The organism is Mycetocola sp. Y444 (assembly GCF_059445295.1).
On sequence record NZ_JCAIUB010000003.1, the window covers coordinates 1 to 15,079 of the forward strand.

At 65.7% G+C, this 15,079-nt stretch carries 13 protein-coding genes; 5 read left to right on the forward strand and 8 right to left on the reverse strand.

The genetic code is table 11. The annotated features are described in order from the left end of the window. Positions 1–335: 335 nt before the first annotated feature. Complete coding sequence (locus tag AC1C2M_RS11450) at positions 336–1,370, reverse strand: LacI family DNA-binding transcriptional regulator (protein WP_495436526.1); 1,035 nt, start codon at positions 1,368–1,370, stop codon at positions 336–338. Positions 1,371–1,591: 221 nt separating this feature from the next. Between AC1C2M_RS11450 and rhaI the strand changes: the two genes are divergently transcribed. After that, the gene (gene rhaI, locus AC1C2M_RS11455; RefSeq protein WP_495436528.1) at positions 1,592–2,758 is read left to right on the forward strand and encodes an L-rhamnose isomerase; all 1,167 of its coding nucleotides are present in this window, start codon (positions 1,592–1,594) and stop codon (positions 2,756–2,758) included. Between the two features lie 43 nt (positions 2,759–2,801). Here the strand turns inward: rhaI and AC1C2M_RS11460 are convergent, their stop codons facing one another. The 6 genes from AC1C2M_RS11460 to AC1C2M_RS11485 all read right to left on the reverse strand — a co-directional run bounded on the left by AC1C2M_RS11460 (position 2,802) and on the right by AC1C2M_RS11485 (position 9,093). Then, entirely contained in the window at positions 2,802–3,380 is a 579-nt protein-coding gene (locus AC1C2M_RS11460; RefSeq protein WP_495436530.1) for a dienelactone hydrolase family protein, read from the reverse strand. 77 nt (positions 3,381–3,457) lie between these two features. Then, entirely contained in the window at positions 3,458–4,540 is a 1,083-nt protein-coding gene (locus AC1C2M_RS11465) for an ABC transporter permease (RefSeq protein ID WP_495436532.1), read from the reverse strand. Beyond that, on the reverse strand, positions 4,537–5,547 hold the full coding sequence (locus AC1C2M_RS11470) for an ABC transporter permease (protein WP_495436534.1): 1,011 nt from the start codon (positions 5,545–5,547) through the stop codon (positions 4,537–4,539). The genes AC1C2M_RS11465 and AC1C2M_RS11470 overlap by 4 nt, the downstream gene beginning before the upstream one ends. Then, positions 5,544–7,079, reverse strand: coding sequence for a sugar ABC transporter ATP-binding protein (locus tag AC1C2M_RS11475; RefSeq protein ID WP_495436536.1), 1,536 nt, complete (start codon positions 7,077–7,079; stop codon positions 5,544–5,546). Before AC1C2M_RS11475 ends, AC1C2M_RS11470 begins: the two co-directional genes overlap by 4 nt. A 63-nt stretch (positions 7,080–7,142) precedes the next feature. Continuing rightward, positions 7,143–8,174, reverse strand: coding sequence for an autoinducer 2 ABC transporter substrate-binding protein (locus tag AC1C2M_RS11480; protein ID WP_495436538.1), 1,032 nt, complete (start codon positions 8,172–8,174; stop codon positions 7,143–7,145). Between the two features lie 103 nt (positions 8,175–8,277). Next, positions 8,278–9,093: a DeoR/GlpR family DNA-binding transcription regulator gene (locus tag AC1C2M_RS11485; RefSeq protein ID WP_495436540.1), complete on the reverse strand. Its 816-nt coding sequence runs from the start codon at positions 9,091–9,093 to the stop codon at positions 8,278–8,280. A 191-nt stretch (positions 9,094–9,284) separates the two neighbouring features. Here AC1C2M_RS11485 and AC1C2M_RS11490 point away from each other — a divergent pair, with 191 nt between their 5' ends. From AC1C2M_RS11490 to AC1C2M_RS11500, 3 genes are all read left to right on the forward strand, one after another. Next, a complete protein-coding gene (locus tag AC1C2M_RS11490; protein WP_483406690.1) occupies positions 9,285–10,046 on the forward strand; it encodes a DeoR/GlpR family DNA-binding transcription regulator in 762 nt (253 codons plus the stop codon). An 81-nt stretch (positions 10,047–10,127) separates the two neighbouring features. After that, on the forward strand, positions 10,128–12,164 hold the full coding sequence (locus tag AC1C2M_RS11495; RefSeq protein ID WP_495436543.1) for a bifunctional aldolase/short-chain dehydrogenase: 2,037 nt from the start codon (positions 10,128–10,130) through the stop codon (positions 12,162–12,164). A gap of 109 nt (positions 12,165–12,273) precedes the next feature. Then, positions 12,274–13,731 (forward strand): rhamnulokinase, encoded by a 1,458-nt coding sequence (locus AC1C2M_RS11500; RefSeq protein ID WP_495436545.1) that lies wholly within the window; start codon positions 12,274–12,276, stop codon positions 13,729–13,731. A gap of 126 nt (positions 13,732–13,857) precedes the next feature. Here AC1C2M_RS11500 and AC1C2M_RS11505 read toward each other — a convergent pair whose 3' ends face one another. After that, positions 13,858–14,076: an SCO4848 family membrane protein gene (locus AC1C2M_RS11505; protein ID WP_483406687.1), complete on the reverse strand. Its 219-nt coding sequence runs from the start codon at positions 14,074–14,076 to the stop codon at positions 13,858–13,860. A gap of 77 nt (positions 14,077–14,153) precedes the next feature. Here AC1C2M_RS11505 and AC1C2M_RS11510 point away from each other — a divergent pair, with 77 nt between their 5' ends. Further along, positions 14,154–15,074 (forward strand): 2-hydroxyacid dehydrogenase, encoded by a 921-nt coding sequence (locus tag AC1C2M_RS11510; protein WP_495436547.1) that lies wholly within the window; start codon positions 14,154–14,156, stop codon positions 15,072–15,074. The last annotated feature ends 5 nt before the right edge of the window (positions 15,075–15,079 follow it).

A 15,079-nucleotide genomic window follows, 5' to 3' on the forward strand; every position in this document is an offset into this window, starting at 1 on the left:
TCAAGGATCGGATGCTCCCGCTTTTCACCCTTCCGGGCTGCTCCGCAGGGCAACTTCTCTACCCTAGCACCTTTTCTCAGCAGTTCTGACAGCATCCGAAGTGATTCGGAAGGCCAAAAGCTCGAGAGAGGAGCCAGGAATCCCACTATCAAAATAGCATCCGAAATTCGGAAGATTCTGAGAGTGGGAGGTGGTCCCGCATGAGGCCGGCGAGCTAAGCTCAGCCGCACCTTTGGGGTGACGAGTAGTTACTCTACGTTGGCTTTCGTCACTCCGGCAAATTGCACGTGCACGCCGGGCGTGTCGCCTCCGGTGCTCGTGCAACCATCACGAAACTACTGAGGGGTTCGCCCCGCGGATGTGCCCGGCATCGTCGATTCCCGCACGATCAATTCGGGCTGGAACACGATGTGCTCGCGCGTGAAATCATCCGGCGCCTCCGCCTCCCTCAGGAGAAGGTCGACGGCGGTCGACCCGATGAGGGCGCTCGGTTGCCTCACTGACGTGAGGGGCACCACCGCTGCGACAGCGAAGTCGATGTCGTCGTAGCCGACGATCGCTATGTCGTCCGGTACCGACAGCGTGCCGAGCATGCTGAGCGCCTGAAGGAGGCCCATCGCCACGAGATCGTTTGCGGCAAACAGGCCGTCCGGGCGCTCAGCGACCGACCGCTCCCGTATAGCTTCACCGACTCTCCTGCCCTGGAGGACAGTGAGGGCGTCAGTTTCGATGTACTCGAGAGTGATCCCTTCCGTCTCTGCTGCAGCGTTGCGTGCGCCGGCGAGCCGATCGGCGACCTGGCGCAGGTGAGCGGGACCACCGACGACGGCGATCCGGCGTCGTCCGGTATCAATGAGGTGCCGCACGGCGAGATACCCGCCAGCGACGTCGTCGACGGCAACCGAAGAGAACCGTTCGTCGGCGGTCGGCCTGTCGACCAGAACAGCCGGGATGCCCCTGGTGTGCAGGCTGTCGAGCCTGTCCACACTGTCGCCGACCGGTGAGATGAGGACGCCGTGGACACGCTGCTTCTCGAAGAGGTCGAGGTATGCCGCTTCACGCTCGACGTTTTCGTCGCTATTGCCGAGGAGAACCGTGAGCCCGTCTTCGGCCGCACGGTCTTCGGCGCCTCGGGCAACATCGGTAAAGAACGGGTTCGAGACATCGAGCACGATCAATCCGATGCTCAGGCTGCGACCTGCCCGTAGCTGCCGTGCCGCGTCGTTGCGCACGAAACCCAGCTCATCGATGGCTTTTCGTACCCGCTCGACAGCCTGGGGCGATACCTTGTCCGGCCGATTGAGAACGTTGGAGACAGTCCCGACCGACACTCCAGCACGGGTCGCGACGTCGCGAACGCTCATTCCCATGACAAATCCTCCATATTCAGCAATGCTGCCACGGTAGCGGCAAACCGCTTCTTTGAGACCCTCTGTGTCGTCATACAACGTGGTCGAGTTGAAACAATTCAGTCCCGGGAGGCGTAACGGGCTATACGGGCAACCGCTCCCTCTGGTAGTTTGACGCTCAGGGCTTGAAACGATTCAGGCGTCCGCTAACCGCGGATGGGCCTCAGTAAGGATGAAGAACAATGACGATCGACTCCACGGCACTTGCCACGCTGGAAAAACAGGCCATCGAACTCCCCTCGTGGGCGTTCGGCAACTCCGGCACCCGGTTTAAGGTCTTCGGCACCCCCGGGACCCCGCGCACGATCCAGGAGAAGCTCTCGGACGCCGCGAAGGTGAACGAGCTCACCGGACTCGCTCCCACGGTGGCGCTCCACATCCCCTGGGACAAGGTCGACGACTACGCGGCGCTTCGTGACTACGCGGCCAACCTTAACGTGTCGCTTGGCACCGTGAACTCGAACACCTTCCAGGACGACATCTACAAGTTCGGCTCGCTCACCCACACCGACCCCGCTGTCCGCCAAAAAGCCATCGACCACCACTTCGAATGCATCGACATCATGGCCGAGACGGGCTCTCAGGACCTCAAAATCTGGCTCGCCGACGGCACCAACTACCCGGGCCAGGGTGACATTCGCGGTCGTCAGGACCGGCTCGCCGAATCGCTGCAGAAAATCTACGACCGCCTCGGCGATGACCAGCGTCTCGTGCTCGAGTACAAGTTCTTCGAGCCGGCTTTCTACCACACCGATGTTCCCGACTGGGGAACCAGCTACGCCCAGGTCAGCGCCCTCGGCGACAAGGCCCTGGTCTGCCTCGACACCGGTCACCACGCCCCAGGCACCAACATCGAGTTCATCGTCGCCCAGCTGCTTCGCCTCGGCAAACTCGGCTCGTTCGACTTCAACTCGCGCTTCTACGCAGACGACGACCTCATCGTCGGTGCGGCCGACCCGTTCCAGCTGTTCCGGATCCTCTACGAGGTCGTCCGGGGTGGCGGGCTCGACGACGACTCACCCGTCGCGTTCATGCTCGACCAGTGCCACAACGTCGAGGACAAGATCCCCGGCCAGATCCGCAGCGTCCTCAACGTTCAGGAGATGACCGCGCGGGCGCTGCTCGTCGACCGCGACGCCTTGCGTGCCGCCCAGAACGCGGGCGACGTACTCGGCGCGAATGGCATCCTCATGGACGCCTTCTATACGGATGTTCGTGGCGACCTGGCCGCGTGGCGCGAGTCCCGCGGTCTTCCGGCCGACCCGATGGCGGCATACGCGGCATCCGGTTACCAGGAGCAGATCGCCGCCGAGCGTGTCGGTGGCCAGCAGGCGGGCTGGGGGGCGTAAGCGTCCGGCGCCTGTTCGCGACGGGCCCAGGTACGGGGCCTCACTACCCGACCCGATCGAGAAACTGAAGTACGCGCCCGCTGAGAAGCTCCGCGGAATCGGGTTCATAGGACGGAAGGCTGGAGTCCGCGAACAGGTGCGCGTCGCCCGGATAGATAAAGAGTTCACCGTCGTCTGCCTGCTCGATGAGCGTGCGTGCCGCGTCAATGTCGCCGGAGTCCACGAACTCGGGATCCCCCTCCGTCGCGTGGATCTGCACGGGGAGCGCAGCCGGCCAGAAATCGCCGAACTCGGTGACGGGCAGACAAGCGGAGAAGAACAGTGCACCGCGCCCACCGGGTCGCGACTGGGCGAGAAGCTGGGCCGGCATCACCCCGAGGGAGAAACCCGCGTAGACGAGGTCGCTCGGCAGGTCAGCGGCCGCCGCGCTCCCCCGTCGCAGAATCTGAGTGAAGCCGATCTCGCGGGCATGGTTCACGCCCTCCTCGAGGGTTTCAAAGGTCCGCCCGTCGAACAAATCGGGGAGGTGAACCTCGTTACCGGCCTGCCGAAGCAGTTCGGCAAACTCCTGGATGCCCTGGGTCAGGCCTTGCGCGTGATGGAACAGCAGAACCTCGGCCATAAGAAACCCTTTCGTCCGGTTACGCACGCGGTTGGCGTGCCGTCATGGATATCAACCTGCTCGAACCACCGCCAGAGTCAGATGCCCCCGTACCTGCGCCTGGTGAGCCCGTTGAGGAGAGAAGCAAACACGAGCACGAGACCGAGCGCGAGCAGTTGCACCTGCACACCGTCGTTCCCCGGGAACGCGAGCAGGATTCCGGCGTTAAGCCACACGATGAGGACCGTTGCGAGAACGACTCCGGAAACCCGTCCGATGCCGCCGGTGATCGCGACCCCGCCGAGGACGGCGATCGTGATCGCAGGCAGCGCCATACCGTTGCCGCTGGTACCGGCATCCGGACGCGCCGACGCAAACTGCGCGACGGTGACGATCCCGACGAGTCCGGAGATCACCCCCGAGAGCACATACACGGCGAAGCGGTTCGGGCGGACGTTGATGCCAGCCCACGATGCCGCCGTGTCGTTGGTGCCGAGGGCGTACACCCGGCGCCCAAAGGTCGTCTTGTTGAGCAGCACCCAGACCACGATGACGACCGGAATGAGGAAGGTGAAGATCCCCAGCGGAATCAACGGCACATATACCCCGATGATCGGCAGCTCGACAGCCTTCGCTGCGGAATAGAAGGTCTGGATTTCGGTCGAGTTCACCGGCTTCTGGCCACTCCACACGAGCGCGATCGAACGGTAGGCATAGAACGTCGCAAGCGTGGCGATCAAAGGCGGAAAACCGATATACGACACCAGGGCCCCATTGATGCCACCGAGGATGCCACCGAGCACGACGGCGAACACCATCGCGACGATGAGGTTCCAGCCCCAGAGACCGTATGACATCCCGAACGCGATACCCGTCACCGAAACCATCGAACCGACGGACAGGTCGATGCCCCCGCGTCCGGAGAGGATGACCCCGAGCTGCGCGAGACCGAGCATGGCGAGGGGAACGGCGTTGATGAGCGATGCGGCAAGGTAGTCCGAGTTGTATGACCCGCTCAGCAGGCCGACACCGTCGAGAACGGTCATCACGACGAGTACGACAACGATGAGGACAGCGAGCAGGACAATGCGCTGAGTGAGGAGCGCTTCGAGCGCACGCGCACCAATGCTTCGTTTGGATTCATCGGGCCTGGTGACCGGAGCCTCGGTCGTGACACTCATGCTTTCCTCCTCCGTGCCCGCTCGCGCAGCAGGTCCGTGCCGACGGCGACGATGATGAAGACCCCGACGAACAGGTTCGCGAGCTGTGACGGCCAGCCCAGCTGGGTCACACCCGAGTTGACCGTCTGCACAAGAATCGCGCCGAGCAGCGTGCCGATCACCGAGCCGCGGCCACCGAGAATCGAGGTTCCCCCGATCACGACAGCGGCGATGACCGCGAGCTCACGACCGGTGCCGACGCCCTGGTCGAGCGTCGACGTGCCCGCTGCGATGAAGAAGCAGGCTCCGAGGCCGACCAGGGCACCGGTGATCGCGTACGCGAGCACGACGCGCGGCTGCACCTTCACCCCGGCGAGGCGAGCCGCGTTCGCATTTCCACCGATCGCGAAGAAGTGCCTGCCCCCTGCTGTGTTCCTCAAATACCACCACGCCACAAGCACGATGAGAATCGTGATCGCGAAGCTGTGCGGCACCCCGAGCGTCCGCCCGGACTCGCCCCGCCCGAAGACGTCGAGGGTGGACGGGATGTTGTTGACCGTCGATGACCCGAAGGTCCGCAGCGCGAAGAACTGGAAAATGTTCGCGGTTCCGAAGGTGATGATGATGGCGTGCACCCGGCCGTACGCAATCAGGGTGCCGTTGATAAGACCGAGTACCGTGCCGAGGACCATGCTCACGAGCACAGCGACGACGAGCGGAACGTTCACGTCGACGAGCAGCTTTGCGGTGACGACGGCGCAGAGCGCAATTGCCCCTCCCACCGACACATCGATGCCGGCGGTGATGATGATGAACGTCATCCCGACACCGATCAGGGCGATCGGCGCAACCGACACGAACAGCGGCTGGATCGACGACGCGCTCAGGAACGACGGAGTGAACACCCCGAGCAACGCCCAGAGCACGGCGATCACGCCAACGAGAACGAGCTCCTGCCCGGTGACCGGTGGCGGCAGGATGCGACGGACCATCGCCTTCTCCGCTGGTCCGGCGGCGAGCGCCGTCATGACGTCTCCTCCCTGCCCGCTTCGCCGGCCGCAGCCGCCAGGATCTCGACCTGGGTGGCATCCGGGCTGAACTCCCGGGCGATCTCGCCGCTGCGGATCACCAGAATGCGATCGGAGATCCGCAGGACCTCACCCAGGTCGCTCGTCACCACGAGTACCGCGGTCCCCTCGCTGGCCAGGTCGTCGATGATGCGGTGGATTTCTTCCTTGGCACCGACGTCGACGCCCTGGGTCGGCTCGACGAGTACGAGGAGCTCCGGTCGGCTGACGAGTTGTCGCGCGAGAACCACCTTCTGTGCGTTTCCACCCGACATGGCGCTGATCGGCTGACGCTCGCTCGGTGTCTTCACCGCGAGCCTGGTGATGAAGTCCCGCGCGATGTCACGTTCGACACGTCGCTCGACCCACCCCCGCACCCGCGACAGCAGGTGAAGCTCTCCGATCGTGATGTTGAAGGCGATGCTCTGAAAAGCGAACGCCCCCTGAGCAGAGCGATCGGCGGGGAGCAGATGGATGCCACGCTTCCTCGCTGAGGACGGACGACTGATCACGACCGGCTCACCCTTCACCAGCATCCGCCCCGCTGTTGGTCGCTGCATTCCGTAGATCGTGCTGGCGATCTCGCCGGCACCTGAACCAATGAGGCCGTACAGGCCGAGGACCTCACCCGACCGGACACTGAAGCTGACGTTCTCGAACGCATTCGCGAGGCTCAGTGCGTCGAGTTCGAGCACGACGGCGCCGCGAGTCGCCTCACCATCGCCACGCGGCTCGGCGAGAACCCCTCCGACCATGAGTTCCGCAATTTGCCGGACCGTGAGGTCGGCGATCGGCCGGGTTGTGATCGTCTCACCGTCGCGCATGATGGTCACCACATCGGCGATGCGAAACAGTTCGTCGAGGCGATGGGAGATGTAGATGACGGCGACCCCCGTCGCGGTCAGCCTGCGGATCACGCCGAACAGCACGTCGATCTCAGCGTCGGTGAGGATCGCTGACGGCTCGTCGAGGATGAGCACCCTCGCGTCTCCGGCGAGCGCCTTCGCTATCGACACCTGCTGCTGCTGAGCGATGGACAGACTGCCGACGGGCTGGGTCGCGATGCCGACGCTGAGTCCCACTGTGTCGAGAAGCTGACCCATCTGGTCGGCCTGCCCGGCCCAGTCGACACGAATCCCCTTCGTGAGCTCGCGCCCCACAAAGACGTTCTCGGCAACGCTGAGTTCCGGAAAGAGCTGCGGCTCCTGGTAGACCGTCTGCACACCGAGCCCGATGGCATCCGTCGTTGATGAAATCGTGACGGGACGACCATCGAATTCGAGTCGACCGGCATCGGCGCGTTCCGCTCCCGCCACGATCTTGATGAGCGTCGACTTGCCTGCGCCGTTCTCGCCGACGAGGGCGTGCACCGTGCCGGGTGCCACCGCGATGTCGGCGTTCCTGATGGCCCGAACGCCGCCGTAGCTCTTTGAGACGCCCGAGAGGGCGAGGCGCGGAAGCACGGCCGCCGGGGTATCGATATTGCCGGGCATGAGATCCCTCCCGGTCGGGACGGGCGACTCTCGTCGCGCCGTCCCGACCACCGCTTCTTGCTGTCAGTAGTCGAACTCGTCGACGTTCTCCGTCGTGATGGTGAGGGGAGGCCCGAGCAGAAGAACCTTCGACTCGGAGTCGTACTCCACCTCTGGCAGGTCGTCGCTCACGTTGTTCGTCGCCTCGAGTTCGTTACCTTCGGCGAGCTGCAACCCGGTCCACGCGGTGAGGTAACCGAGTGCCTCGACGTCCCAGAGGATCGACGCACTCGATGAACCGTCTTCCAGGTACGGTTTCATCGACTGGGGGGTTCCGAGGCCGACCGTGAACACCTGGCCGACCTTGCCGGCATCCGACACCGCCTGGGCAACGCCGGGCGCGCTCGACGTGCATTCGCCGACCAGCCCGGTGAGATCCGGGTGAGCATTCATGAGGTCGGTTGCCATCGAGGTCGCCATAGCCTGGTCCTCACCGGCGTAGACGATGTCCACGATTTCGGCGTCAGGGTACTCTTCGGCGGTGTACTCCTCCTGCACCTCGATCCACGCGTTCAGGTTCGCCGCCGTCTCCCCGCACGACACGATGGCGTACTTGCCCGATCCGCCCATGGCGTCGAGCAGCGCATCGGTGAGGCCCTCGCCGATACCCTCGACCGACGCCTGGTTCACGAACACCTCGCGCACCGAGCTCGGGGCGTCGGTGTCGCTCGTCGCTACCTGGATGCCGGCATCAGCGGCTTCCTGCAGCAACGGTGCCATGGAGTCAGGATCGTTCGGCGCGACGATGAGTGCGTCGACGCCCTGCTGGATGAACGAGCGAACGATGTCTGCCTGCGCCGCGGCATCCGCTGTTGTCGGTCCCTGATAGAGCCATTCGATGCCGAGCTCCTCCGCGGCCGCCTCGCCACCGGCGTTCATCGCTTCGAAGTAGGGAATGCCCTGCAGCTTCGGCACGAATGCAACGGTGACCTGCTCGTCGCCGCCGCCGCCTCCGCCCGCGTCGCCACCACCCGCGTCGCCACGACTCGTGCATGCGGTCATGGCGAGCGCCGCGGTCAACGCGAGCGCGCCGACCGCCAGTGTCTTCCTTCTCATCAACACAGTTGTGCCTCTTTCTTCTCTGAACCGGGCGACATCGCCCAGACGGTCGCGACACTGCCGCCGCGAGGTGTTTCTCCTGGTTCGTGTGAAATGCCGGTCACGCCGGTACCTCCTCGGGAATTTCGCGTGCGGGGCCAGGCGCCGGCACCGCGACCACGGTGACGTCCACCCCGGATCCCTGCCACGCCTCCCGGAACTCCGGACCCACCGCATCGTCGGTGTACAGCGCCGTGATGTGGTCCGGGTCCGCAAACGCGTGCAGGCCGAAGCCCGAGGCCTTCGCCGCGGTGAACAGGCCGACCACCGAATCGCACGAGCGCGCGAGCCCCCGCTTCGCCTCGCACTCCTCCGTCGACAGCTCGAGCAGGCCCAGGCTCCGCGACACGCTCGATGCTCCAAAGAACCCGGTCTTCACCCGACCGCGCCCCTCGAGCACATCCGAGAACGCGCCGACGACCGATCGCGATGCGCGGCGCACCACTCCCCCTGGGAGGATGACCGTGGCATCCGTACGCTCCATCAGGAGACTGGCAAGGCGGATGCCGTTGGTCACGACGACCAGGCCGGTGCGGCCGGTCAGTTCGGTTGCGAGGTAATACGTCGTCGACGACGAGTCGATCGCGATGACATCGCCATCCTGCACCAGCGCCGCGGCCGCCCGCGCGATGGCGCGCTTGGCCGCGGCATCAGCACGCAGTCGGCTCTCGAAAGCGTCTTCCTCACGTGGGACCGTTGCGACGGCACCCCCGCGGACGCGACGGAGGAGCGATCGCTGTTGAAGCAGGTCGAGATCTTTGCGCACGGTGACCGCTGAGACTCCGAGCCGCGTCGCGAGATCGTTGACCGTGACGCGTCCCTTGGTGAGGAGGTCATCGAGAATCGCCTCTTCACGCACGAAGTCGTATCGACTCATCGCTCCTCCGTTCGGCAACAGTGACGAACTCTCAGCTTTGTCTCGAAAGATAGGCCGATCGTCAGTTCACGTCAAGAAACGAAATCAAAACGTTGCGGAACGCTTGCGTTGGGGTTCTGCCCTCGTAGGGGGAGCGCGCCCCGCGATAACGCCTGGCTGTAGCATTTCAGTCCAGACCGAGGAGCGGGAACATGGCAACAACATCGACCGTCGACGCGGAGTCCCGCCGGGAGCGCCTGCTCGGCATCCTCACCGCCGACGGAATCATCCGTCTCGACGAGGCAGCGGAAAGCCTCGGCGTCTCGGCGATGACCGTGCGACGCGACCTCGCCGACCTCGAGACCGAGGGCCGCCTTCGCCGGGTCCGCGGCGGCGCGGTGCCCTCCCTCAAACCGCGCTCCTTTGTTGACCGGATGTCGACGGGCGCCGAGGCGAAGCGCGTCATCGCCGACAAGGCGCTTGCATTGATGCCCGCGACCGGTGCTGTCGCATTCGATGCGTCGTCCACCGCGGGAACCGTACTCGCGCGCATGGAGGGATCGGGCGCTGACCTCACCGTTGCCACGAACTCGTACGAGAATTTCCAGAGTGCGCGGCGCCTCGGGGGGATGCCGCTGCTCATCGGCGGTGAGGCCGAGGAACGCACCGACAGCTTCGTGGGCCTGCTGGCGTGCCAGGCGGCCGGTTCGCTGCACTACTCGCACTTCTTTACCTCGGCGGGCGCGGTCGACCCCGAGCGCGGAACGAGTGAGGTCACCCTCGCGGAGGCGCAGGTCAAGCTCGCGTTCGTCGCGGCGGCGGACGAAACAGTCCTCCTCGTGGACTCCACCAAACTCGGCCAGCGTGCCCTCGCCCGCGCCCTGGACTGGGAGCGGGTGAGCCTCATGGTCACCGAACTCGATCCCGCCGACGCCAGGCTCGATCCGTACAGGAACCTCGTCGAACTCGCCTGACCGGGGGCGCCTCCTTGACCGACGCGACGGCCGGTGTTACTTTCTGTAAGAGTTAACATGAACGAACAACGGGAGACGCGCATGACGAACGAGACCGCAGCGGCACTGATCGCCCGGAGCAACCGGTTGGGTGCCGACCCGAAAAACACGAATTACGCCGGCGGCAACACGTCGGCCAAGGGCGTCGACACCGACCCCGTCACCGGCGACGACGTCGAGCTGCTTTGGGTCAAGGGATCCGGCGGCGACCTCGGCACCCTCACCGAGTCGGGCCTCGCCGTGCTCCGCCTCGACCGCATGCGGGCGCTCACTCACGTCTACCCCGGCGTCGAGCGCGAAGACGAAATGGTCGCGGCCTTCGACTACACGCTCCACGGTAAGGGCGGCGCTGCCCCGTCGATCGATACCGCCATGCACGGACTCGTCGACGCTGCTCACGTCGACCACCTGCACCCCGACTCGGGCATCGCGATCGCGACCGCCGCAGACGGCGAAGAGCTCACGAAGACCATCTTCGGAGACAAGGTGGTCTGGGTTCCCTGGCGCCGTCCCGGCTTCCAGCTCGGCCTCGACATCGCCGAGATCAAGGCGAAGAACCCGGATGCCATCGGCTGCATCCTGGGCGGACACGGCATCACCGCGTGGGGAGACACCAGCGACGAGTCCGAGAAGAACTCACTCTGGATCATCAACACCGCCGCTGAGTACATCGCGACCCACTCGCGTCCCGAGCCATTCGGCCCCGAGCTCGACGGCTACGAAGCCCTCCCCCTCGCCGAGCGTCGTGCCAAGGCTGCAGCCCTTGCCCCCACGCTCCGCGGACTCGCGTCAACAGACAAGCCGCAGGTCGGCCACTTCACGGACCACGCTGTCGTCCTCGACTTCCTCGCCAGCTCCGAGCACCCGCGCCTCGCCGCGCTCGGAACGAGCTGCCCTGACCACTTCCTCCGCACCAAGGTGAAGCCGCTTGTCGTCGACCTGCCGGCATCCGCATCGGTGGAAGAGACGATCGAGCGCCTGCAGGTCCTCCACGAGGAGTACCGCGCGGACTACCAGGCCTACTACGACCGCAACGCGACGGCCGACTCCCCCGCGATCCGCGGCGCCGACCCGCTCATCATTCTCGTTCCAGGCGTCGGCATGTTCAGCTACGGTGCGAACAAGCAGACCGCGCGCGTCGCGAGCGAGTTCTATATCAACGCTATCAACGTGATGCGCGGGGCAGAGGGTCTCTCGACCTACGCGCCGATCGACGAAACCGAGAAGTTCCGCATCGAGTACTGGGCGCTCGAGGAGGCCAAGCTCCAGCGCATGCCGAAGCCCAAGCCGCTCGCGACCCGCATCGCTCTCGTGACGGGCGCGGCATCCGGAATCGGCAAGGCCATCGCCACCCGCCTCGCCGCCGAGGGTGCCTGCGTCGTGATCGCCGACCTGTCGCTCGAGAAGGCACAGGCCGCTGCCGCAGAAATCGGAAACACGGATGTCGCGATCGGCATCGCGGCGGATGTCTCGAACGAGCAGGCGGTCCAGTCCGCGATCGATGCAGCCGTTCTCGCGTTCGGTGGGCTCGACCTCGTCGTGAACAATGCCGGGCTGTCGCTGTCGAAGTCGCTGCTCGAGACCACCGAAGCGGACTGGGACCTGCAGCACAACGTCATGGCCAAGGGATCGTTCCTCGTGTCGAAGGCCGCTGCCCGCGTGCTCATCGACCAGAAGCTCGGTGGAGACATCATCTACATCTCGTCGAAGAACTCGGTCTTCGCCGGACCGAACAACATCGCATACTCGGCGACCAAGGCCGACCAGGCGCACCAGGTGCGACTGCTCGCGGCCGAACTCGGTGAGTACGGCGTGAAGGTGAACGGCATCAACCCCGACGGCGTCGTGCGCGGTTCGGGAATCTTCGCGTCGGGCTGGGGTGCCAACCGTGCCAAGACCTACGGCATCGAAGAGGAGGACCTCGGCAAGTTCTACGCCCAGCGCACCATCCTCAAGCGCGAGGTCGTGCCGGAGAACGTCGCCAACGCCGTGTTCGTGCTCTGCACGATCGACCTGTCGCACACCACTGGGCTGCACATTCCGGTCGACGCCGGTGTTGCCGCCGCATTCCTGCGATGAGCGGGCTCTCCCTCGGCGAGAACATCACTTCCGGTCGAGAACATCGCGCGCAACTGATGTTCTCGACCGGAACTGATGCGTTCGGCGGCACGGCAACCGAGGTGGTCGCGTGAGCGACACCGGCGCGGCTGGCACGGTCCCGGCTGGCGCCGTCGGCACGGTCGCGGCCGTCGACCTCGGCGCGACGAGTGGCCGGGTCATGCTCGGCCACGTCGGGCCGAACGAGCTGCGGCTCGAGCCCGTGGCACGCTTTGCGAACGGCCCGGTCGAGATCGACGGCGGGCTGCACTGGAACATCACGGGCCTCTACGAGTCGGTGCTTGCCGGACTGACCGAGGCCGCGACGCGTGCCCCGAATCTGGCGTCGATCGGCATCGACTCATGGGCCGTCGACTACGGCCTGCTCTCGGGCGGGCACCTGCTCGCCGAGCCGTTCCACTACCGCGACGGTCGCACCGAGCGTGGCGTCGAAGCGGTGCACGCGAAGGTTCCGTTCAGCGAGTTGTACGCCGAGAACGGCCTGCAGTTCCTCGCGTTCAACACGCTCTACCAGTTCGCCGCCGATGGCGATCGGCTCAACGACGCCGACACCGCGCTGCTGATCCCCGACCTGCTCGCGCACTGGCTCACCGGCGCCCGCGTCTCGGAGTCCACCAACGCGTCGACGACCGGGCTCCTCACCGTCGACGGCGAGTGGAACGAGGCACTGATGAGCCGGCTCGGCCTGCCGCGCCGGCTGTTCGCCCCACTCGTTTTCCCCGGCGACCGCATCGGTACGCTCCTGCCGCAGATCGCCGAGCGGACCGGGCTCTCACCGAGCGTGCCCGTGACCGCTGTCGGATCGCACGACACGGCATCCGCTGTTGTGGGTGTTCCGATGACGACGGGCGATGCCGCCTATATTTCGTGCGGCACCTGGGGTCTCGTCGGTCTCGAACTCGACTCACCGGTGCTCACCGAGTCGAGCCGGGAGGCCAACTTCACGAACGAGGGTGGAGTCGACGGGCGGGTGCGGTTCCTGCACAACGTCATGGGGCTGTGGCTGCTGAGCGAGTCGGTGCGCACCTGGGAGCGGGAGTCCGGAGCGCCCATCGACCTGCCGACCCTGCTCGGCCAGGCCGCCGCGGTGTCCGGACCCGTGCCGGTATTCGACGCGAACGACGCACGGCTGATGCCGCCGGGTGATATGCCCGCGCGCATCGCCGAGCTGCTGCGCGAGACCGGTCAGCCGGTCCCGCAGTCACAGGCTGAGTTCACCCGGTCGATCCTCGAGAGCCTCGCGGATGCCTTCGCTCGCGCCGTGTCGACGGCGTCGCGTCTCGCGGGCACGCACGTTTCGGTGATCCACATCGTCGGCGGCGGCTCGCTCAACACGTTGCTGTGCCAGCTGACAGCGGATCGGGCCGGGCTTCCCGTGCTCGCCGGGCCCGTCGAAGCGACGGCTCTCGGGAACGTGCTCGTCCAGGCGCGTGCGGTCGGACTCATTGAGGGCGACCTCGAGTCGCTGCGAGCGCGAGTGGCGGCGTCGTTCGAGCCCGTTCGGTTCGAGCCGCGCGCCCGGCGCTGACGCGGGCTCAGGCTCGCAGTCCCAGCGCCGAAGCCGCACCCCGCCCACCGCTGCACTTCCATGCCCGCGCTGCAGATACTTCTGCAGCGCGGGCATGGAAGTGGCGCGCTCGACGAGTGGCGCGAGCTAGCCGACGAGGGCCGCGATCGCGACGATCGCGCTGGCGAGGGTCAGCACTCCGGCGACAACGAACAGCACGATGTGCACGGTGAGGAACTTCGTTGCCTTGCCGGCGGCATCCCGGGCCCTCGGGTCCTTCACTACGCGCCGGTAGAGCGGCGGCCAGACGATGAGGTTGAACACGACGTTGGCGAGAAGGAGTGCGACGAGAAGCGGTGAATCCATTAGTCGAATCTACCGCGCGCTGTCTACCTCCCTCCGGATGCCGCGGTGCGCACGACCGCCTTCGGTAGGCTCAGGTCATGACTGAACCGTTGCTCGTAAGTGTCCCAGGCAAGACCCTGCGTAAGGCCATCGGCGACATCGATGGCGTCGAGTTTGTCGAGTGGGACATGTCCAGCCCGGCGCCGGAGTCCTCCTTCGACATGGTTATCCTGCCCTACATGGGATCGCCGGAAACGCTGGAGGCGCTTCAGGGCGTGACGACAAAACTGGTGCAGAGCCAGTCGATCGGATACGACGGTATGGACGAGGTATTGCCACCGGGGAATGTGTTCGCCAATGCTTCTTCGGTGCACGAGACCTCGACCGCCGAGCTCACCCTGGCGCTCGTACTCGCGGCGCAGCGCGGCATCCCGGACTTCGTCCGCGCGGCGGAGAAGGGAAAGTGGGCGCCCGCCAGGCACGCGAGCGTCGCGGACCGGACAGTTCTGCTGCTCGGCTACGGCGGAGTCGGCAAGGCGATCGAGGACCGCCTGCTCCCCTTCGAGGTCAACGTCGTTCGGGTTGCGACCCACGCGCGGAGCGATGAGCGCGGCGAGATCCACGGCATTGACGAGTTGCCCGAGCTGCTGCCCACCGCCGACATCGTCATTGTCGGGGTTCCGCTCACCGAGGAGACGACCGGCCTCGTCGACGAGAACTTCCTCTCGGCCATGCCCGATGGGGCGTTGCTGGTGAACATCGCGCGCGGGGCCGTGGCCGACACGGATGCCATCCTTCGCCACGCTGAATCGGGCCGCCTGCGGTTCGCGCTCGACGTGACCGATCCGGAACCGCTGCCCGACGGGCACCCGCTCTTCGCCCTCGAGAACGTGCTGATCAGCCCCCATGTCGGTGGCGCATCGACGGCCATGATGCCGCGGATGGCGAAGCTCGCCCGACGCCAGATCGAACGGATGCTGCGGGGCGAAGAACCCGAGAACGTGGTGCTTCGCTCCTAGCATCA

Coding starts and splice junctions, on each gene's coding strand:
- AC1C2M_RS11450 (WP_495436526.1), bottom strand. CDS start 1,370: ATGGGAATGAGCGTTCGCGACGTCGCGACCCGTGCTGGAGTGTCGGTC.
- rhaI (WP_495436528.1), top strand. CDS start 1,592: ATGACGATCGACTCCACGGCACTTGCCACGCTGGAAAAACAGGCCATC.
- AC1C2M_RS11460 (WP_495436530.1), bottom strand. CDS start 3,380: ATGGCCGAGGTTCTGCTGTTCCATCACGCGCAAGGCCTGACCCAGGGC.
- AC1C2M_RS11465 (WP_495436532.1), bottom strand. CDS start 4,540: ATGAGTGTCACGACCGAGGCTCCGGTCACCAGGCCCGATGAATCCAAA.
- AC1C2M_RS11470 (WP_495436534.1), bottom strand. CDS start 5,547: ATGACGGCGCTCGCCGCCGGACCAGCGGAGAAGGCGATGGTCCGTCGC.
- AC1C2M_RS11475 (WP_495436536.1), bottom strand. CDS start 7,079: ATGCCCGGCAATATCGATACCCCGGCGGCCGTGCTTCCGCGCCTCGCC.
- AC1C2M_RS11480 (WP_495436538.1), bottom strand. CDS start 8,174: ATGAGAAGGAAGACACTGGCGGTCGGCGCGCTCGCGTTGACCGCGGCG.
- AC1C2M_RS11485 (WP_495436540.1), bottom strand. CDS start 9,093: ATGAGTCGATACGACTTCGTGCGTGAAGAGGCGATTCTCGATGACCTC.
- AC1C2M_RS11490 (WP_483406690.1), top strand. CDS start 9,285: ATGGCAACAACATCGACCGTCGACGCGGAGTCCCGCCGGGAGCGCCTG.
- AC1C2M_RS11495 (WP_495436543.1), top strand. CDS start 10,128: ATGACGAACGAGACCGCAGCGGCACTGATCGCCCGGAGCAACCGGTTG.
- AC1C2M_RS11505 (WP_483406687.1), bottom strand. CDS start 14,076: ATGGATTCACCGCTTCTCGTCGCACTCCTTCTCGCCAACGTCGTGTTC.
- AC1C2M_RS11510 (WP_495436547.1), top strand. CDS start 14,154: ATGACTGAACCGTTGCTCGTAAGTGTCCCAGGCAAGACCCTGCGTAAG.